The 18,810-nt window shown below is 66.0% G+C and carries 15 protein-coding genes; 9 read left to right on the top strand and 6 right to left on the bottom strand.

Annotated elements, in window-relative coordinates:
• Positions 1 to 13 precede the first annotated feature (13 nt).
• On the top strand, positions 14 to 520 hold the full coding sequence (locus AC1DKR_RS06120; protein ID WP_025879322.1) for a disulfide bond formation protein B: 507 nt from the start codon (positions 14 to 16) through the stop codon (positions 518 to 520).
• A gap of 257 nt (positions 521 to 777) precedes the next feature.
• On the opposite strand, the gene AC1DKR_RS06115 is transcribed toward AC1DKR_RS06120, so the two are convergent.
• The gene (locus AC1DKR_RS06115; RefSeq protein WP_312106286.1) at positions 778 to 2,904 is read right to left on the bottom strand and encodes a TonB-dependent receptor; all 2,127 of its coding nucleotides are present in this window, start codon (positions 2,902 to 2,904) and stop codon (positions 778 to 780) included.
• A gap of 221 nt (positions 2,905 to 3,125) precedes the next feature.
• Between AC1DKR_RS06115 and AC1DKR_RS06110 the strand changes: the two genes are divergently transcribed.
• Positions 3,126 to 4,517, top strand: a complete 1,392-nt coding sequence (locus AC1DKR_RS06110; RefSeq protein ID WP_025879324.1) for a class II 3-deoxy-7-phosphoheptulonate synthase — start codon at positions 3,126 to 3,128, stop codon at positions 4,515 to 4,517.
• Positions 4,518 to 5,259: 742 nt separating this feature from the next.
• Positions 5,260 to 6,399, top strand: a complete 1,140-nt coding sequence (locus AC1DKR_RS06105) for a mechanosensitive ion channel family protein (protein WP_478031786.1) — start codon at positions 5,260 to 5,262, stop codon at positions 6,397 to 6,399.
• Between the two features lie 29 nt (positions 6,400 to 6,428).
• Here AC1DKR_RS06105 and AC1DKR_RS06100 read toward each other — a convergent pair whose 3' ends face one another.
• The 3 genes from AC1DKR_RS06100 to typA are packed head-to-tail and all read right to left on the bottom strand — an operon-like array spanning position 6,429 to position 10,419.
• The gene (locus tag AC1DKR_RS06100) at positions 6,429 to 8,051 is read right to left on the bottom strand and encodes an amidase (RefSeq protein ID WP_312106278.1); all 1,623 of its coding nucleotides are present in this window, start codon (positions 8,049 to 8,051) and stop codon (positions 6,429 to 6,431) included.
• Between the two features lie 41 nt (positions 8,052 to 8,092).
• Entirely contained in the window at positions 8,093 to 8,560 is a 468-nt protein-coding gene (locus tag AC1DKR_RS06095) for a DUF2127 domain-containing protein (RefSeq protein WP_312106276.1), read from the bottom strand.
• 11 nt (positions 8,561 to 8,571) lie between these two features.
• Entirely contained in the window at positions 8,572 to 10,419 is a 1,848-nt protein-coding gene (typA, locus tag AC1DKR_RS06090) for a translational GTPase TypA (protein ID WP_312106273.1), read from the bottom strand.
• Positions 10,420 to 10,658: 239 nt separating this feature from the next.
• Here typA and AC1DKR_RS06085 point away from each other — a divergent pair, with 239 nt between their 5' ends.
• The 6 genes from AC1DKR_RS06085 (at position 10,659) to AC1DKR_RS06060 (ending at position 17,349) form a co-directional block, all read left to right on the top strand.
• Positions 10,659 to 11,150 carry a peptidylprolyl isomerase gene (locus AC1DKR_RS06085; RefSeq protein ID WP_089239021.1) on the top strand — a complete coding sequence of 164 codons (492 nt, stop codon included), beginning with the start codon at positions 10,659 to 10,661 and terminating at the stop codon, positions 11,148 to 11,150.
• Positions 11,151 to 11,276: 126 nt separating this feature from the next.
• Complete coding sequence (locus tag AC1DKR_RS06080) at positions 11,277 to 12,263, top strand: malate dehydrogenase (protein WP_025879435.1); 987 nt, start codon at positions 11,277 to 11,279, stop codon at positions 12,261 to 12,263.
• A 92-nt stretch (positions 12,264 to 12,355) separates the two neighbouring features.
• The gene (locus AC1DKR_RS06075) at positions 12,356 to 12,970 is read left to right on the top strand and encodes an RluA family pseudouridine synthase (protein WP_478031778.1); all 615 of its coding nucleotides are present in this window, start codon (positions 12,356 to 12,358) and stop codon (positions 12,968 to 12,970) included.
• 680 nt (positions 12,971 to 13,650) lie between these two features.
• Positions 13,651 to 15,531: a propionate--CoA ligase gene (gene prpE, locus AC1DKR_RS06070; protein WP_478031775.1), complete on the top strand. Its 1,881-nt coding sequence runs from the start codon at positions 13,651 to 13,653 to the stop codon at positions 15,529 to 15,531.
• A gap of 223 nt (positions 15,532 to 15,754) precedes the next feature.
• Complete coding sequence (locus tag AC1DKR_RS06065) at positions 15,755 to 16,258, top strand: hypothetical protein (protein ID WP_312787218.1); 504 nt, start codon at positions 15,755 to 15,757, stop codon at positions 16,256 to 16,258.
• 47 nt (positions 16,259 to 16,305) lie between these two features.
• The gene (locus AC1DKR_RS06060; protein ID WP_394195914.1) at positions 16,306 to 17,349 is read left to right on the top strand and encodes a suppressor of fused domain protein; all 1,044 of its coding nucleotides are present in this window, start codon (positions 16,306 to 16,308) and stop codon (positions 17,347 to 17,349) included.
• A gap of 65 nt (positions 17,350 to 17,414) precedes the next feature.
• Here AC1DKR_RS06060 and AC1DKR_RS06055 read toward each other — a convergent pair whose 3' ends face one another.
• Complete coding sequence (locus AC1DKR_RS06055; RefSeq protein WP_099841973.1) at positions 17,415 to 18,026, bottom strand: glutathione S-transferase N-terminal domain-containing protein; 612 nt, start codon at positions 18,024 to 18,026, stop codon at positions 17,415 to 17,417.
• An 86-nt stretch (positions 18,027 to 18,112) separates the two neighbouring features.
• On the bottom strand, positions 18,113 to 18,571 hold the full coding sequence (locus tag AC1DKR_RS06050) for a cell wall hydrolase (protein WP_025878087.1): 459 nt from the start codon (positions 18,569 to 18,571) through the stop codon (positions 18,113 to 18,115).
• Between the last annotated feature and the right edge of the window lie 239 nt (positions 18,572 to 18,810).

The following is an 18,810-nucleotide window of genomic DNA, read 5'->3' as shown; positions in this document are numbered from 1 at the left end:
ACGAGCGTTGCCGATGAATCCTCTGCGCTGGCCTTTCCGTGCCCAGTTCCTGTTGGGCTTCCTGATCTGCGCGGGCCTGCTGGGTTACGCCATTTTCCTGCAGCTGAAGATGGGGCTGGAGCCGTGTCCGCTGTGCATCTTCCAGCGCCTGGCGTTCGCGGCCCTGGGCCTGCTGTTCCTGATCGGCGCCCTGCATGGGCCGTCCAACCGTCCGGGGCGGGCGACCTACGGCATCCTCGCTTTCATCGCTGCAGCCGTGGGCGTGGGCATCGCCGCACGCCATGTCTACGTGCAGATGCTGCCGCCGGAAATGGGGGCGACCTGTGGCCCGCCGCTGGCCTTCCTGCGCGAGACCATGGGGCCGCTGGAAGTGTTCCGCACCGTGCTGACCGGCACCGGCAACTGCGGCAACATCGACTGGACGTTCCTTGGCCTGACCATGCCGATGTGGTCGGGCGTGTGGTTCGTGCTGCTGGCCCTGTGGGCGCTGGTGGTGTCGCTGCGCAAGGTCAAGCACTGAGCCAGTCCGGAGCCACGCATGGCGTGGCTCTACTGCGTTCCGGTAGTGCCGGCCGCTGGCCGGCAATCCCAGGGGCGGTTGAGTTCCGGTAGTGCCGGCCGCTGGCCAGCAATCCCAGGGGCGGTTGAGTTCCGGTAGTGCCGGCCGCKGGCCGGCAACCCCAGGGGCGGTTGAGTTCCGGTAGTGCCGGCCGCTGGCCGGCAACCCCCTGGGGGCGATGCAGTCCCGTGCAATGCCGGCCAGCGGCCGGCACTACCTCAGAAGTCCTGCTGCAGGCTCAGATAGGCGCCGCGACGCGGCCCCCACTGCGGTGCGAACACGCCGATGCCGCCGCCATCGCGCAGCTGGTAGCTGCGATCCAGCGCGTTGATCACCGCCAGTTGCACATGCAGCGGATGACCGCTGTCGGCGTTGAAGTCATGCGCGGCGCTGAGATTGACCTGCAGGTACGACGGTAGTTCGCCGCCATTGGGCACACCCTCCATGTCCGAACGCAGGCCGCTGCCGTACACGTAGTTCGCACCGACCCGATTGTGGCCAGCGAATGCATAGCTGACGCCGCCGGAAGACGTCAGCTTCTGGTCGTGGTCCAGATGGATCCAGTTCTGCTGTACGTAGGCCAGTGCATCCGGATCGAGGTTGTACTGGCTGGTGATGACCTGGGTGCCCATGGCCTTGTTGTAGGCCGCGTTGAAGTACGCGCTGATCGGCCCGTTGCTGTAGTCGGCGCTGAACTCCAGGCCGTGGATGTGCCCGCGACGATAATTGAAGGTGGAATAGATGTAGGCGGCGCCGAACTGGCCTTCGTCCTGCAGGCGGTGCACGCGTCGGTCGTAGGCATCCAGGCCGAGGGTGAGGTGGTCGCCGACCTGCTGTGACACGCCGATGTCGTAATAGTCGCTGCGCTCGGACAACGGCGTGGTGCTGCCACCGGCCGGTTGCTGGTTGCTGGTGCCATCGAACAGGGCCAGATCGCTGCCGGCAACCAACTCACTGGCAGGCGGGGTGAAGTAGCGCGAATAGCCGGCGTGCACGGTGGTGCTGTCGCTGGCGTTCCAGACCACGCCCAGGCGTGGGCTGAGCTGGCCCTCGGTGTGACCGAATGCCTTGAAGCGGTCGCCGCGCAGGCCGTAGTTGACGGTCCAGTCATCACCGATCCGCCACTCGTCCTGCACGTACAGGGCTGCGGTGCTGGCGTGGAAGGCATTGCGGTCCGGGATCAGCCGTGGCGTGGTGCTCGTCTGCTGGCCGTCGGCGTCGACCGGGAACACCCAGCTGCTGTTGTTGGCGGTGGCGTGTTCGTAGTTGCCATACAGGCCATAACGCAGGGTGTGGTTATCGCCCAGGGGGGTGGAGAAATCGGCCTGCAGGGTGTTGGCGCGGTTGCTGCGCCGGACCTGCGAGGCGACGCCGCTGAACACCAGGTCGCCCACGACGTCCGGATTGAAGGCCACATCGCTGTAGCGCTGGCCGGCCGAGAGCTGGTACGCGGTCTGGCCGAGCGTGCCCTGCAGCACCAGCATGCCGAAGCGGGTGGTCTCGCGCTGGGTTTCGTCCAGCTGGCTGGAATCGAAGGTGGTGGTGTCCAGGTAGCCGAACTGCGGGGTCTGCCCCGGGTTGACCGGGATCTGGAAGCGGTTGTTGGCAAAGCCGGCGAACACGCTCAGGCGGGTGCTGTCGTTGACCAGATAGGTCAGGTCGGCAAAGGCCTTCCCCTGGTGGGTGTCGTCATGCAGCGGCCTGCGTGCGCTGGTGGGGTTCTCCAGCCCGACCTCGTTCTGGTCGTAGTTGCCGGTCAGGAACCAGCTCCAGCGGCCCTGATTGCCCCACCAGGAGGCGTTCGGGTTGACCTTGCCGAACGAACCGGCGGTGATGCCAGCGCTGCCGCCGTTGCCCAGCTCGGCGCCACTGCGGGTGGTGATATCGACCACCGCGGCGGTGCGTTCACCGAACTGCGCCGGCAGCGCACCATCCATCAGGCGGATGCTCTTGATGGTGCGCGCATCCAGGGTCTGGCCGAAGCCGGAGATCGATTCGGGCAGCAGTACGCCGTTGATGCGGTACTGCAGGTTGGCGTGGTCGCCGCGCACGTGCACGCCGCCGTAGGAGTCCTGGACCACGCCCGGGGCCTGCAGCAGCACCTGGCTGAGCGGGGCGGAGGCGCCCAGCGGCTGCTTCTGGATGTCCTCGGCGGTGATCTGGTACTGGCTGCTGCCGATGTCCGGTGACAGGGCGTTGCGGGCCTGGTCGAGCTGAGCACTGACGGTGACTACGTCGAGGTCCTTGACCGCAGCCGCGCTGGCATCAGTGTCGGCGGCAAGCACGGGTTGGCTGGTGAGGATCAGGGCGAATGTGATGGCGGTGGTGAGCAGGGAGGGCTTCATGGGAAATGGGCAGGGAAGGGGAGGGGGCCGGTCCATGAGGGAGTGTTACTCCGTAACAACTGCGTGCCGATCATGCGCCTGTCCGGCGATGGCGACCATGCCGTTTCTGGCCGATCACACGGCCCCTTTCCACACCGTTCAGGCAGTCATGACCGGGCCCGGCCCTTTGCGCCAGCGGCTGGCTCTGCGACCATGACCGCCCCCCACCCCGGATGTCCGTAATGAGCCTGTCCGCCGTTCCGCCCGCCCCCGATCCTGCCGCCATCGCTGCTGGCGCCGCCTGGTCACCGGAGAGCTGGCGGGGCAAGACCGCGCTGCAGATGCCGACCTATCCCGATCCGGTGGCACTGGATGCCGCGTTGCACGAGCTGAAGCGGCTGCCGCCGCTGGTGACCTCGTGGGAGATCCTGGCGCTGAAGCAGCAGCTGGCCGACGCCCAGGAAGGCAAGCGTTTCCTGTTGCAGGGCGGCGACTGCGCGGAGAATTTCAGCGACTGCGAATCGGGCACGATCTCCAACCGGTTGAAGGTGCTGCTGCAGATGAGCCTGGTGCTCGTGCACGGCCTGCGCCAGCCGGTGATCCGCGTCGGCCGTTTCGCCGGCCAGTACGCCAAGCCGCGCTCGGCCGATACCGAGACCCGCGACGGCGTGACCCTGCCCAGCTACCGCGGCGATGTCATCAATGCGCCGGCCTTCACCGAGGCGGCGCGGCTGCCCGATCCGAAGCGGATGCTGCAGGCCCACGCGCATTCGGCGATGACGATGAACTTCGTGCGTGCGCTGATCGATGGCGGCTTCGCCGACCTGCACCATCCCGAATACTGGAATCTGGAATGGGTAAGCCACTCGCCGTTGGCCGCTGAGTACCAGAAGATGGTCGCCTCGATCGGCGATGCCGTGCACTTCATGGAGACCCTGGCCGGGGCCCGCGTGCACAACCTCAACCGCATCGATTTCTACACCTCGCATGAAGCGCTGCTGCTGCCCTACGAGCAGGCGCTGACCCGGCAGGTGCCGCGCCAGCAGGGCTGGTTGAACCTGAGCACGCACTATCCGTGGATCGGCATGCGTACCGCCGCGCTGGATGGCGCACACGTGGAGTACCTGCGTGGCGTGCGCAATCCGATCGCGATCAAGGTCGGACCGTCGGTAACGCCCGACCAGTTGCTGCGCCTGATCGACGTGCTCAATCCAGATGACGAACCGGGCCGCCTGAGCTTCATCCATCGCATGGGCGCGGCGCAGATCGCGCAGAAGCTGCCGCCGCTGCTGGATGCGGTCAAGCGCGATGGTCGCCGCGTGCTGTGGGTGTGCGATGCGATGCATGGCAATACCGAGAGCACTGCCAACGGCTTCAAGACGCGGCGCTTCGACAATGTACGTGGTGAGGTCGAGATGTCGTTCGACCTGCACGCGGCCGCAGGCACCCGCCTGGGGGGCGTGCACCTGGAACTGACCGGTGAGGATGTGACCGAATGCACCGGCGGTGCGCGCGAGCTGACCGAGCGTGATCTGGAACGTGCCTATCGTTCGACCGTCGATCCGCGATTGAACTACGAGCAGTCGCTTGAGATTGCTATGGCGATCGTGCGCAAGCAGGAGCAGGTGCGGTAAGGGTGTTTCGGCAGGGCTGCGCCCTGCACCTGCCGAGGCCAGAGCAACGTCAACGTCAAAAGCGGGCTATCCGTGGTCTGGCGGGGCGGTGTCGGATTGCGGGGACGCCGCAAGTACGTCCCTGTAGGCTTGGCAGCCGCTTGCTCGTGTGCGCTGTCCTGCGCACACGGCAAGGCCGGGGTTGGGCGTCCTGCCCAACCCGCCCGAGGCATGCCTCGGGCCCATGCGGCTGACACCCCGCACTCCGACACCGCCCCGCCTTCGACAGTTTTCCGGTGTCTGTTGGATTCACGCCATGCGTGGATGAATCTCCATCGGAATCGAATATTTCGAATTGAATTTGAAGAGCATCCACGCATGGCGTGGATCTACGTGTCGACCAAGGTCGACACCCACCAAGAGCGGGCCATGACATTCCGACAGATCGCGGGAAATTGTCGGAGGCGGGGAGGGGACAGATGGCGGGGGCGTGAGCGCCATGGATGGCGCGACCGAGCTTACATGGACGTACTTGCAGCGTCCCCCTCCATCTGTCCCCTCCCCGCCATCCCAAGGAGTGCAGGCTTTTGCTGTTACCGTTGCTGTTGTTGTTGAGGTTGCCGGCCAGCGGCCGGCACTACCGCGGGTGCAGGGCGCAGCCCTGCCGAACACCCCCGCCTACATTCTGCTTACGAACGGCTGACATCGCGCTCATGGTGCATGCGCCACGCTGGCTCCTTGATGCAGACAGCGAGAATGCGCAGTGATATGGCAACACCTGCAGCAGTATCTGTGGCCGATCGGAACCGCTTTGGTGGTCGGTGGCCTGGGCGCTTGGGTCGTACTGGCACTGTACCGTCGCCTGCGCGGGCGTGACCGGCGCCGTGCGCGCATTGGCCGGGTGATCGGACCGCCGCTGGCTCTTGCACTGCCCCTGCTGTTGCTGGTGCCGGCGCTGCAGGCCACGCCATTGCCGGAACACACGCTCGATCAACTGCTGCGCGTGCTGCACATCGCCCTGACCGCCTGCTTCATCTGGTTGCTGGTGCGTGCGGTGGCGGCGGGGGAGCGGGCGATCCTGCGCAGCCATCCTATCGATGTCTCCGACAACCTCGAAGCGCGCCGCATCCAGACCCAGACGCGAGTGCTCAGCCGCGTGCTGATGGGCGGCATCATCGTGCTCGGTGCTTCGCTGGTGCTGCTGACCTTCCCGATGGTGCAGAAGATCGGCACCGCGCTGCTGGCGTCGGCGGGTTTGATCGGCCTGGTGGCGGGTATCGCCGCCAAACCGGTGTTCGGCAATCTGATCGCGGGCCTGCAGATTGCGGTGACCCAGCCGATCCGGCTCGATGACGTGGTGATCGTCGAGGGCGAATGGGGACGCATCGAAGAGATCGGCAGCAGCTACGTGGTGGTGCGTATCTGGGATGAGCGGCGGATGGTGGTGCCGCTGACCTGGTTCATCGAGCACCCGTTCCAGAACTGGACGCGGCGCAGTGCCGATCTGCTCGGCACGGCGTTCCTTTGGTTGGACTACCGTGCACCGATCGCGGCGATACGTGCCGAGCTGGAACGCATCTGCCAGGGCCAGCCGCTGTGGGATGGACGGGTGTGCGTGACCCAGGTGACCGAGACCAGCGAGCGCGCGATCCAGGTGCGGTTGCTGGTCAGTGCGCGCAGTTCCGGTGATGCGTTCGACCTGCGCTGCCTGGTGCGCGAACGCATGCTGGATTTCCTCGCGCGCGAGCATCCGCAATCGCTGCCGCAGGTACGCGCGCGCCTGCAGCGCGACGATGAGCTGGATATGCCGCGGATGCGGCGTGCAGGCAGCGCCGATGTGCGATCGCCGGGTGCGGAGGATGGTGAGGCGGCCATCGCGCCAGTGGAGCCGTCGGATCGGTAGTGCCGGCCGCTGGCCGGCAGTTCCGGATGTCAGGGGTCGCCGGATTCGATCAAGGCATCGGTATCGAAGTGCGGTGGGCGTCGGGCGCGCGTGCGCTGCTCGTACGCGTAGGCCATCTCGATCAGCTTCGGTTCGCTCCAGGCCGTGCCCATGAACAACAGCCCCGCAGGCAGGCCATCGATCTGGCCCATCGGCACGCTCAGGCTGGGGTAGCCGGCGACGGCGGCGACACTGTAGCTCTCGCCGGGGAAGTCATCGCCGGTGCTGCGAAGGGGCCAGGCCAGACCGGTTGTCGGTGCGACCAGCGCATCCAGCTTCTGCGATGCCAGCACTGCGTCGATGCCTTCCGGGCCCGCCAGTCGCCGCGCATCGCTGCGCGCGCGGATGTAGACGGGATCGGCCAGGCCGGGGGTCGCCTGGGCTTCCAGCAGCAGCTCCTGGCCGAACAGGCCCAGTTCCTGGCCCTTGTGTGCCTCGTTGAAGGCGATCAGCCCGGCCAGACTGCGCAGTGGCGCCTGGTACGTGTTGAGATAACGCTCCAGACCCGCCTTGAATTCGTACAGCAGGACGATGCGTTCGGCATCGGCCCAGGCGCCCTGGTTGGGCAGTTCCACCGGCACCACCACGGCGCCGGCGCGGCGCAGCTCAGCGACCGCCTGCTCAACCAGCGGTGGCATCCCTCGATACTTCAGCAATGGTGTCTGCAGCAGGCCGATGCGCTTGCCGCGCAGGCCCTGCGGATCCAGTCGTGCGGTGTAGTCGTAGACCGCCCGGCCGGGCATGGTCGCGGTGGCGGGGTCGGCATCATCGCGGCCAGCGATGGCGGTCAGCACGGCGGCGGCGTCGGCGACGCTGCGGGTCATCGGGCCCGCGGTGTCCTGGCTGAAGGAGATCGGGATGATGCCTTCGCGGCTGACCAGGCCGACGGTCGGTTTCAGGCCGACCACACCGTTGATCGCCGCGGGGCAGACGATGCTGCCATCGGTTTCAGTGCCGATGGCCACGCTGGCCAGGTTGGCGGCCACGGCCACCGCGCTGCCGCTGCTGGAGCCGCAGGGTGAATGACTGAGGCGGTAGGGATTGCGGGTCTGGCCGCCGCGCGCGCTCCAGCCGGAGATCGAGTCGTTGCCGCGGAAGTTGGCCCACTCGCTGAGGTTGGTCTTGCCCAGCACCACTGCGCCCGCTTCGCGCAGGCGGCGGACCAGGTAGGCATCGCCGGGGCGGAAGCCCTGCAGGGCGAGCGAACCGGCACTGGTAGCCATGGGCGCGGCGTTGATGTTGTCCTTCAGCAGGATCGGGATGCCATGCAGCGGTCCGCGCAGGCGCCCGGCACGGCGCTCGCGATCACGCTCGGCGGCTTCCTTCAGGGCATCGGGGTTGAGCTCGATCACTGCGCGCAGGCGCGGACCGGCGCGGTCCAGCGTGGCGATGCGCTTGAGGTAGGCGTGGGTGAGGGTGGTGCTGTCCAGTTCGCCGGCGACCATGCGTGCCTGCAGGTCGGAGACTTCGGTCTCGGCGTAGGCGAAGGGCACGTTGCTGCTACCCGGTTCGGCAGCGTGGGCGCTGGGCGTGGCCGGGCTGCAGCCAACAGCAAACACCGCAGGCAGCGCGGCGATCAGACAGGTCAGGAGGGGCGGCAAGGACAGGCGCATGGGGCAGCTTCGACGGCTCCGATCCCCAGTGTAGCGGCTGCTCAGCGGCGGCGCTTGCGCAGGTCGCGCGCCAGCACGTAGACGACGATCAGGTTGATCGCCAGCACCGTCCACGAGGCCCAGCCGGGATGGCGGACGATCGCGTAGATATCGAAGGGCAGGTAGATGGAGGCGGTCAGGCAGCCCAGCCAGGAGGCCCATGCCTTGGCTTTCCACAACCCCCAGGCTTCGACCAGGTGCAGCAGGCCGTAGCCGATCATCGCTGCGGCGGCCAGGTGCACTGCGTCGGGATTGATCGCATTCAACAGCGAGGGCAGGGTGCCGTGATCCGGGTCCAGACTGAAACGCCGGATCAGGGCATTGACGCCGTCGCGAAGCGGTTGCGGGCCGAGGATTTCCAGCCCGGTGGCCGCCAGCAACGCCAGCATCGCCTTGCTCGCTTCGAGCAAGGCGATGACATGGAGGCCCGGATGCCGATGCGGATCCGGGTTGTAGCCGTTCTGGCTCACGATTCGCTGGATCAGCCGCCGCGCGAGTTCTTCTTGCGGTCGCTTTCGGTCAGGAACTTCTTGCGCAGACGGATCTCCTTCGGGGTGATCTCGACCAGCTCGTCGTCTTCGATGAAGTCCAGGGCCTGCTCCAGCGAGTACTTGATCGCCGGGGTCAGCTGGATCGCATCGTCCTTGCCCGAAGCGCGCATGTTGGTCAGCGGCTTGGTCTTGATCGCGTTGACGGTCAGGTCGTTGTCCTTGGAGTGGATGCCGACCAGCTGACCTTCATACACGTTGTCGCCTTCAGCAGCGAACAGCTTGCCGCGTTCCTGCAGCGGGCCGAGCGAGTACGCGGGGGTGGTACCCGGGGCATTGGCGATCATCACGCCGTTCTGGCGCTTGGCGATGGCGCCCTGTTCCTTCGGGCCGTAATGGTCGAACACGTGGAACAGCAGGCCCGAACCCTGGGTGAGGGTCTTGAACTCGTTCTGGAAGCCGATCAGGCCACGGGCGGGGATCTGGTATTCCAGACGCACACGGCCCTTGCCGTCCGATTCCATGTTCTTCAGCTGGCCCTTGCGGGTGCCCAGCTTTTCCATCACGCCGCCCTGGTGCACTTCTTCAATGTCCACCACCAGCTGCTCGATCGGCTCCATGGCCTGGCCGTCGATCTGCTTGATGATCACTTCCGGGCGCGACACGGCCAGCTCGTAGCCTTCACGACGCATGTTCTCGATCAGCACCGACAGGTGCAGTTCGCCACGGCCGGAGACCAGGAACTTGTCGGCGTCTTCCAGCTGTTCGACCTTCAGGGCCACGTTGTGGACCTGCTCGCGGTCCAGACGGTCCTTGATCTGGCGGCTGGTCAGGAACTTGCCACCGGACAGGTCCTTGTTGCCGGCGAACGGCGAGTTGTTGACCTGGAAGGTCATCGAGATCGTCGGTTCATCGACGGTCAGCGCCGGCAGTGCTTCCGGGGTGTCCGGGTGGCACAGAGTGTCGGAAATGGTCAGCTCGGCAATGCCGGAGATGGCGACGATGTCGCCGGCCTCGGCGGTGTCCTGCTCGATGCGCTCCAGGCCCAGGAAGCCCAGCACCTGCGCGACCTTGCCGTTGCGCTTCTTGCCTTCACGGTCGATCACCGCGACCTGCATGCCCTTCTTCAGGGTGCCGCGCTGGATGCGGCCGATGCCGATCACGCCCACGAAGTTGTTGTAGTCCAGCTGGCTGATACGCATCTGGAACGGACCTTCCGGGTCCACTTCCGGCCTCGGCGCGTGCTGCATGATCGCTTCGTACAGCGGGGTCATGTCGCCGTCGCGCACGCTGTCTTCCAGGCCGGCGTAGCCGTTCAGGGCCGAGGCGTAGACGATCGGGAAGTCCAGCTGCTCATTGGTGGCGCCGAGCTTGTCGAACAGGTCGAAGACCTGGTCGATCACCCACTCCGGACGCGAGCCCGGACGGTCGACCTTGTTGACCACGACGATCGGCTTGAAGCCCATCGCGAAGGCCTTCTGGGTGACGAAGCGGGTCTGCGGCATCGGGCCGTCCATTGCGTCGACCAGGATCAGCACGGTGTCGACCATCGACAGCACGCGCTCGACCTCGCCGCCGAAGTCGGCGTGTCCGGGGGTGTCGACGATGTTGATCCGGTTCTTGATACCGGTCTTCTTGTCTTCCCAGGTGATGGCGGTGTTCTTGGCCAGGATGGTGATGCCGCGTTCCTTTTCCTGGTCGTTGCTGTCCATCACGCGCTCGGCGAGGACGGTACGCTCGGACAGGGTGCCGGACTGCTTCAGCAGCTGGTCGACCAGGGTGGTCTTGCCATGGTCGACGTGGGCGACGATGGCGATGTTGCGAAGATTTTCGATGGACATACGAAAGGGGGCCAGTCGGCGCCGGATTTGGAAAAAGAAGTCCAACATTATACGTCGAACTTGACGATTGGCGAAAACCTGGATTTCAGGACTGCTGAAGTCCCCATTCAGCCTGACTCCCGGCGCTGCCCGTCCGCGGGCTGAAGAGCCTGCCTGCGCCCATGGTCGAAGCTGCCCGGGCCACGGGGGAGGTGTATCCTTATGGGGCTGATTACACACCCCGCATCCCAAGGATCTGCATGTCCCTCATCGCCACTTTCGACACCACCCAGGGCCCGATCAAGGTCGAGCTGTTCGCCGACAAGGCGCCGCTGACGGTCGCCAACTTCGTGAACCTGGTCAAGCGCGGCTTCTATGATGGCCTGATCTTCCACCGCGTGATCCCCGATTTCATGATCCAGGGCGGTTGCCCGCAGGGTCGTGGCACCGGTGGCCCGGGCTACAAGTTCGAAGACGAGAAGAACGGTGTGAAGCACCAGATCGGCTCGCTGTCGATGGCCAACGCCGGCCCGAACACCAATGGCAGCCAGTTCTTCATCACCCACATCAAGACCGATTGGCTGGACGGCAAGCACACCGTGTTCGGCCAGGTGCTGGAAGGCCAGGCGATCGTCGATTCGGTCAAGCAGGGCGACGTGATCCATTCGATCACCCTGGAAGGCGACACCGACGCTCTGCTCGCCGCCCAGGCTGAGCGCGTGGGTGAGTGGAACAAGCTCATTCCCGCCTGATCCAATACCCGGACGGCCCCCTGCGAAGGGGGCCGTTTCTGCGTTCCGGCCGCCCCGCCAGGCCCATCCCCGCCCGTGCGGCCATCTCCCACATCGCTACTTAGCTTCTTAGCAGAGGAAATCCCCATGAAAGCACCTGTTCGTGTTGCCGTGACCGGCGCCGCCGGCCAGATCGGCTACGCCCTGCTGTTCCGTATCGCCTCCGGTGAAATGCTGGGCAAGGACCAGCCGGTCATCCTGCAGCTGCTGGAGCTGCCGGTCGACAAGGCCCAGGCCGCCCTGAAGGGCGTGATGATGGAACTGGAAGACTGCGCGTTCCCGCTGCTGGCCGGCATGGTCGGTACCGACGACGCTGAAGTCGCCTTCAAGGACGCCGACATCGCCCTGCTGGTCGGCGCGCGTCCGCGCGGCCCGGGCATGGAGCGCAAGGATCTGCTGCTGGAAAACGCGAAGATCTTCACCGCCCAGGGCGCCGCACTGAACAAGGTCGCCAAGCGTGACGTGAAGGTGCTGGTGGTCGGCAACCCGGCCAACACCAACGCCTACATCGCCATGAAGTCGGCGCCGGACCTGAACCCGCGCAACTTCACCGCCATGCTGCGCCTGGACCACAACCGTGCGCTGAGCCAGCTGTCGACCAAGCTCGGCAAGCCGGTCGCCGGCATGGAGAAGCTGGTGGTGTGGGGCAACCACAGCCCGACCATGTACCCGGATTACCGTTTCGCCACCGCCGACGGTGCGTCGATCGCCGATGCGATCAACGACCAGGAGTGGAACGCCAACACCTTCATCCCGACCGTCGGCAAGCGCGGTGCGGCGATCATCGAAGCCCGCGGCTCGTCCTCGGCAGCTTCGGCGGCCAACGCAGCGATCGACCACGTGCGTGACTGGGTGTTGGGCAGCAACGGCAAGTGGGTCACCATGGGCGTGCCGTCCGACGGTTCCTACGGCATTCCGGAAGGCGTGATCTTCGGCTTCGCGGTCACCACCGAGAACGGCGAGTACACCCTGGTCAAGGATCTGCCGGTCGACGACTTCAGCCAGAAGTACATCGACAAGACCCTGGCCGAGCTGGAAGAAGAGCGCGCCGGCGTCGCCCACCTGCTGGGTTGATGCGGTCTGTGCCGGCAGCTTGCCGGCACTGCCTGAAATGAAACGGGGAGGCTTCGGCTTCCCCGTTTTCGTATGGAGCACCTGGCAACGACATGATCCCTCTGCATTACATCGACGACGCGCTGCTGGTGGCCGAGAAGCCGGCCGGCCTGCTGTCCGTGCCCGGCCGCTCGGCGGATAACCAGGACTGCGTGGTCGCACGGTTGCAGGCGGTGTATGCCGATGCGCTGACCGTGCATCGCCTGGACCAGGTCACCTCTGGCCTGCTGCTGCACGCGCGCGGCAAGGACATGCAGGTGGCGCTGTCGATGCAGTTCGAGAAGCGCCAGGTGGGCAAGCGTTATGAGGCCATCGTGCAGGGGTTGCTGGAAGATGGTGCCGGTGAAGTGGACCTGCCGCTGATCGTCGACTGGCCGAACCGGCCCAAGCAGATGGTCGACCACGAACGCGGCAAGCCGGCACTGACCCGGTGGCGCGTGCTGTCGCGTGACATCGAGGCGCACCGCACGCGCGTTGAACTGGAACCGATCACCGGCCGCAGCCATCAGTTGCGCCTGCACATGGCCAGCCTCGGTCATCCGATTGTCGGCGACGTGCTGTATGGCGCAGAGGCAGCGCAGCGCGTGTGCCTGCATGCGCGGAAGCTGCAGTTCACTCATCCGGTGACAGGCGAGGCGCTCGCGTTCGAGTCTGCGACTCCGTTCTAGAAGGGCAGGGTGTTCGGCAGGGCTGCGCCCTGCACCCTGCACCCGCGGTAGTGCCGGCCGCTGGCCGGCAACCTCAGCAGCAACAGCAACGGCAACAGCGGGGTTCCGTGGGATGGCGGGGCGGGTCCGGTTGCGGGGGACGCCGTAAACCCATCCCTGGGGGCTTGGCCGCGGCATCCATGCCGCGGACACCCCCGCAACCGGACCCACCCCGCCTTCGACAGATCTCCGGTGACGGAGGTCTGTCCGCGCTTTGCGTGGATCAAATCCATCGGAATCGAATATTTCGACAAGTGAACGAAGAGCATCCACGCATGGCGTGGATCTACGTGTCGACCAAGGTCGACACCCACCAACAGCAGCGGGAGTCGACACCCACCAACAGCGGAGGGAAATTGTCGGAGGCGGGGAGGGGGCAGATGGCGGGGGCGTGAGCGCCAGGGATGGCGCGACCGAGCTTACAGGGACGTACTTGCAGCGTCCCCCGCCATCTGTCCCTTCCCCGCCAACCCCGGAATCTGCCATTGCTGTTGCTTCGGCTGTTGCTGTTGCCGTTGCTTCCGCCTCTGCGGGTGCAGGGCGCAGCCCTGCCGGCAACACACCCCCTACCAAGGTAGGGCGGCCCACGCGCCAGTGCCGGACTATGCTCGAACCATGACTTTGTCTGGGAGGGCTGCGTCATGAACTACGAGGAAACCTACCGCCGCTCGATCGACGAGCCGGAGGCATTCTGGGGCGAGGAAGCCAAGCGCATCCATTGGCACACGCCGCCGCAACAGGTGCTCGACTACAGCAACCCGCCGTTCCGGCGCTGGTTCGTGGGTGGTGAAACCAACCTCTGCTACAACGCCGTCGACCGGCATCTGGCCGACCGCGCGGACCAGCTCGCACTGGTCGCCATCTCCACCGAAACCAACAGCACCCGCGAAATCACCTATCGCCAGCTGTATCGCGAAGTGAACGACTTCGCCGCCGTGCTGAAGCACCTTGGCGTCGGCCACGGCGACCGCGTGGTGATCTACATGCCGAACATGGCCGAGGCCGTGTTCGCCATGCTTGCCTGTGCACGTATCGGTGCGGTGCACTCGGTGGTGTTCGGTGGCTTCGCTGCGCACAACCTCGCGCTGCGCATCGACGATGCCAGGCCGAAGCTGCTGATCGCTGCCGATGCCGGCATGCGTGGCGGCAAGCTCATTCCGTACAAGGCGATGGTCGATGCCGCCTGCACCGAAGCCAGCAGTCCGCCGCCGCACGTGCTGATCGTTTCGCGCGGGCTGGACCCGGCCGAGCCACGCATCGAAGGGCGCGACGTCGAGTACGCCACCCTGCGTGCGCAGATCGGGCAGACCGATGTGCCGGTGCAATGGCTGGAATCGAGCGAGCCCAGCTACCTGCTGTATACCTCCGGCACCACCGGCAAGCCGAAGGGCGTGCAGCGTGATGTCGGTGGCTATGCGGTGGCGATGGCGCAGTCGATGCAGACCGTGTTCGACTGCAAGCCGGGACAGGTGATGTTCTCCACCTCCGATGTCGGCTGGGCCGTGGGCCATTCCTACAACGTGTATGGCCCGTTGATCGGCGGCTGCACCTCGCTGCTGTACGAAGGGCTGCCGACCAACCCCGATCCGGGCATCTGGTGGGCGCTGTGCGAGCAGTACAACGTGCGCACGATGTTCTCTTCGCCGACGGCGATCCGCGTGCTGAAAAAGCACGACGCCGATTTCATCCACCGCCACGACCTGGATGCGCTGAAGTATCTGTTCCTGGCCGGCGAGCCGCTGGACGAACCGACCGCACACTGGATCAGCGACGCGCTGGGCAAGCCGATCATCGACAACTACTGGCAGACCGAAACCGGTTGGCCGGCATTGACCCTGCTGCCTGGGCTGGACATGAAGCCGGTGCGGTTCGGCTCACCTGGGTTCCCCAATCTCGGCTACCGGATGAAGGTGATCGACGAGAACACCGGGGAAGAAGTGGCTGCGGGGCAGAAGGGCGTGCTGGTGATGACGCCGCCGTTGCCGCCGGGCTGCATGAGCACGGTCTGGAATGACGACAGCCGCTTCCTGCAGAGCTACTTCAGCCACTTCAAGGAACTGCTGTACAGCTCGCTGGACTGGGCCATCCGCGATGACGATGGCTATACCTTCATCCTCGGCCGCACCGACGATGTGATCAACGTGGCCGGGCACCGCCTGGGCACGCGTGAGATCGAAGAGGCCATCTCCAGTCACCCGCGCGTGGCCGAGGCAGCGGTGATCGGGGTGAAGGACGAATTGAAGGGGCAGGTGCCGCTGGTGTTCGTCACCCTCAAGCAGGGGCTCGATGGCGAAGACCCGGCCGCAGTGGTGGCCGAGATGATGGCCACGGTGACCGCCTCGCTGGGTGCGGTGGCGCGACCGGCGCACATCCATGTGGTCAACGCGCTGCCCAAGACCCGTTCGGGCAAGCTGCTGCGTCGCTCGCTGCAGGCATTGGCCGAGCAGCGCGACCCCGGCGACCTGTCGACGCTGGACGACCCGGGGGCGCTGGAAGAGATCCGCCGCGCGCTGGGACGCTGACCAGAGGTGGTACCGGCCGCTGGCCGGCAACCTCGGGATTGGCGGGCTGCCGGCCAGCGGCCGGCACTACCCCTCGGGCGAAGGACATGCGCTAAGCTCCGGCTGTCATCGACCTGCAACACGCGGTACGCGCCGGGGAACGCGCGTGCCATCCGGGGATGGCGAACAGGGGAGCGTGCCCGCAAGGGCGCGCATGCGTATCGCATCGTGGGAAGGGGGAGCTATGGCACTGCTGCATGCCAAGACGGCCGCTGGCCGCCAGGAGATCGAAGATCGTGCCCGGCGCCTGCCGGCGGCGCTGCGTTCGATCCTGTTGATGGTTGACGGCCAGCGCGATGAAAGCGAACTGCGCGGCTTGTTCGAAGGACTGCGCGCACCGCAGGATGCGTTGGAGCAATTGGCCGCACTCGGCCTGATCGAAGTGGTCGGCGGCAGGGCCGAACCTGCGGCACAGCGCGGGCTGTGCAGCGGCCGCGAGCACGATCCGGCGCTGTACCAGCAGTTGTACGACGCGATGAGCGATGCCGTGCGCCGCCATCTCGGCCTGAAAGGCTACTTCATGCAGTTGAAGATCGAGCGCTGTACCGACGCGGTCACCCTGGAAAAGCTGTGCCCGGAAATGATCGCCGCGATCGGCAAGGCACGCAGCCCGGCGCTGGCCCAGCGCTGGTGGCAGGAGATCCAGGTGTCGCTGGCGCCGGTCACTGCCGAGGTCGTGCCAGGCTGACGCGCGGGGTAAAGTGGTCCGCTCTTTTTCCGCCCAGGAGCCCCCGCATGCAGGACGACACCGATACCCCCGGTTGGGATGCGATCAATGCCGCGCTGGCACCGCTGTACGCCGGCCAGGAGCCGCGTCACTTCGGTACCGCGCTGCCCTACACGCTGGGTGGCCAGGATCCGCTCGACGGCATCAGCGTGTACTGGGCGGAATCACCGGTTCCGCATTGGCACTACGTCACCTACGGCCTGTCAGAACTGTATGCAAAAGAGAGCAGTGATGCGGCCACCAGTGGCTATGGTTTCGAGCTGACGTTCCGCCTGGCTGCGGACAAGGGGGAGGATGCAGGCAGCACGCCACCTGCGTGGCCGATGAACCTGCTGCAGAATCTGGCGCGCTATGTGTTCAGCAGCGGCAATGTGTTCGAGGATGGCCACCACCTCAACGCCAATGGCCCGATCGCGCTGGAGACCGACACCCGTCTTTGCCATCTGGCGTTCGTTGCCGATCCGCAGTTGCCACCGCGCGACACCGCCAATGGGCATTTGCAGTTCCTGCAGGTGGTGGGACTGACCGACGAGGAAATGGACGCGATCAAGCGCTGGTCCACGCGCGGTGTCCTGCAGGTGCTTGAGGAAGCGATGCCGCTGTGGATCACCGATCTGCATCGCGGCAATCTGCTGGACGATCCGGTGTTGGCCGCGCGGGTGCAGGCCGGCAGCGAGCGTGAGGGGTCCAGTACCGGCATGTTGTTCATCGAGACGCTGGACTGGCGGCAGACGGCGGGTATCACCACGCTGGTACTGGGGGCCGGGCAGGTCGGCAGTGTGGGTGAGCTGCTGCCACTGCGCCTGCGCCACGGCAAGGCACTGACGCTGGTCAGCCGCGAACGGCAATGGGAGTTCATGCCGGCCACCGATGGCGCGGTCGCGGTCGAGGACGACAACGTGCGCTGGGTACTGGACGACGCGGCGTTGCAGGCCTGGCATGACGTGCGGCCGCAACGCGGGACCTACCCGGTGTCGAGTACGTTGCAGGTTGAAGTGGTGCCGACGTTCCTGCGAGATGCGAAGGGCGAAGTGATCCGCGAAATCGGCTGACCGCGCCGATGGCACCGATGGGGTCGGAGCCGCCTGCTGCGCAGACGTATCCGACCCCGGTTCCATCAGGCCAAGCCTTCGGCCTTCAGCACGGCCTGCACGCCCGGATCGGCGTCCATGCGCGCCTTGTAGGCGGCCAGGTTGTCCAGGCCCGACAGGTCGACCTTGGTGCCGGCCGCCCAGCGCAGGGTGATGTAGAAGTAGGGATCGGCGAAGCTGCGGAAGCCGGCCAGCCACGGCTTGTCGGCCAGCTGCCTGTCGGCGGTCTCGAACAGGGCGCGCAGGCGCTTGTGCGCGGCGGCGCGGATCGCGTCGTACTGGCCTTCATCGGCGATGAACTTGCCCGGCGCGAACAGCGGCGAGAACGCCGGGTGCACGTCGGAGTTGACGAAGGCCAGCCAGCGGGTGGCTTCAGCGCGCTGGCGCGGGCTGCCATCGCCACCGAGACCGGCCTGCGGGTAGCTGTCGGCGATGTAGCCCATGATCGCCGCGTTCTGCACCAGCACGAAGTCGCCATCGACGATCGCCGGTACCGCGCCGGCCGGATTGATCTTGAGGAATTCCGGACCCTTCAGGGTGTCCTTGTTCAGCAGTTCGACCTCGAACGGCTGGCCGGTCCACTGCAGGGCGATGTGGTCGGCGGTGGAACAGGCACCGGGCTTGCTGTACAGCTTCATGGGAACTCCAGGCGGGGTGTGGCGGGAAACCACCACTATCCCAGAGCCCAGCCGCACGCGGCAACGCTGCCACCGGCAACGGATCGTTACGACTGCCGGGGCTTGAGGTTCTGCACTTTGTAGAAGGTGTGATCGCCGATGGTGGCCACCTGATAGGCGTTGCGCCAGTTCGGGCTGGCGATGGCCAGCGCAGCGAAGTGGCTGGCGCCAGGCACGATCTCGCGGCGCTCGCCGGCTGGCAGCGCCCAGTTGCGCTCGGCGTCGAAGGCCACGTCCATCGCCTCACTCCACGCCGCATCGTTGCCCAGCTGGGTGCCGGGGGAGACGATGGTGGGGGCGAACTGCTTGCGCGCGGTCACCACCTGGCACATCGAGTCGCCCCACAGGCCACTGTCGAGGCGACGCAGGGCGACCTCGGCCACGGCCTGCTGGCCACGCAGGGTCTGGTCGCGGGCTTCCAGGTAAACGGTGGTGCTCAAACACAATGAATCAGCGGCCGGCTGCGGCAGCAACTGCGACAGCCAGAGAATCCAGGCCAGTTTCATATAACTCCTTGCTCCGTGTGGGACGCACCTGGCGGTTCCGGCAGCGCAGGCTGCTGGAGGCGGGGTACGACTTGGCGTCATGGGGAGGCGGCCATCGGGGCTGCCCCGTGGGCGGCCCCAAGAACACGATCGTGGATCGATCGGCGGGGTCCGCACCGGCTCACCGGAAACTGGCTGGTGAGCAGAAAGTTGGCGCAAGGTAGGGGGGCATTGCCGAACGCATCCTGAATCGTCCGGCT

It is taken from the genome of Stenotrophomonas sp. 01N47 (assembly GCF_056399165.1).
The sequence above is the reverse complement of the archived record's forward strand: the minus strand, read 5'-3'. Positions and strand labels throughout refer to the sequence as shown.

Excerpts from the sequence above, each read along its gene's own strand:
- AC1DKR_RS06120 (WP_025879322.1), top strand. The coding sequence starts at position 14 with ATGAATCCTCTGCGCTGGCCTTTCCGTGCCCAGTTCCTGTTGGGCTTC.
- AC1DKR_RS06115 (WP_312106286.1), bottom strand. The coding sequence starts at position 2,904 with ATGAAGCCCTCCCTGCTCACCACCGCCATCACATTCGCCCTGATCCTC.
- AC1DKR_RS06110 (WP_025879324.1), top strand. The coding sequence starts at position 3,126 with ATGAGCCTGTCCGCCGTTCCGCCCGCCCCCGATCCTGCCGCCATCGCT.
- AC1DKR_RS06100 (WP_312106278.1), bottom strand. The coding sequence starts at position 8,051 with ATGCGCCTGTCCTTGCCGCCCCTCCTGACCTGTCTGATCGCCGCGCTG.
- typA (WP_312106273.1), bottom strand. The coding sequence starts at position 10,419 with ATGTCCATCGAAAATCTTCGCAACATCGCCATCGTCGCCCACGTCGAC.
- AC1DKR_RS06085 (WP_089239021.1), top strand. The coding sequence starts at position 10,659 with ATGTCCCTCATCGCCACTTTCGACACCACCCAGGGCCCGATCAAGGTC.
- AC1DKR_RS06080 (WP_025879435.1), top strand. The coding sequence starts at position 11,277 with ATGAAAGCACCTGTTCGTGTTGCCGTGACCGGCGCCGCCGGCCAGATC.
- AC1DKR_RS06075 (WP_478031778.1), top strand. The coding sequence starts at position 12,356 with ATGATCCCTCTGCATTACATCGACGACGCGCTGCTGGTGGCCGAGAAG.
- prpE (WP_478031775.1), top strand. The coding sequence starts at position 13,651 with ATGAACTACGAGGAAACCTACCGCCGCTCGATCGACGAGCCGGAGGCA.
- AC1DKR_RS06065 (WP_312787218.1), top strand. The coding sequence starts at position 15,755 with ATGGCACTGCTGCATGCCAAGACGGCCGCTGGCCGCCAGGAGATCGAA.
- AC1DKR_RS06060 (WP_394195914.1), top strand. The coding sequence starts at position 16,306 with ATGCAGGACGACACCGATACCCCCGGTTGGGATGCGATCAATGCCGCG.
- AC1DKR_RS06055 (WP_099841973.1), bottom strand. The coding sequence starts at position 18,026 with ATGAAGCTGTACAGCAAGCCCGGTGCCTGTTCCACCGCCGACCACATC.
- AC1DKR_RS06050 (WP_025878087.1), bottom strand. The coding sequence starts at position 18,571 with ATGAAACTGGCCTGGATTCTCTGGCTGTCGCAGTTGCTGCCGCAGCCG.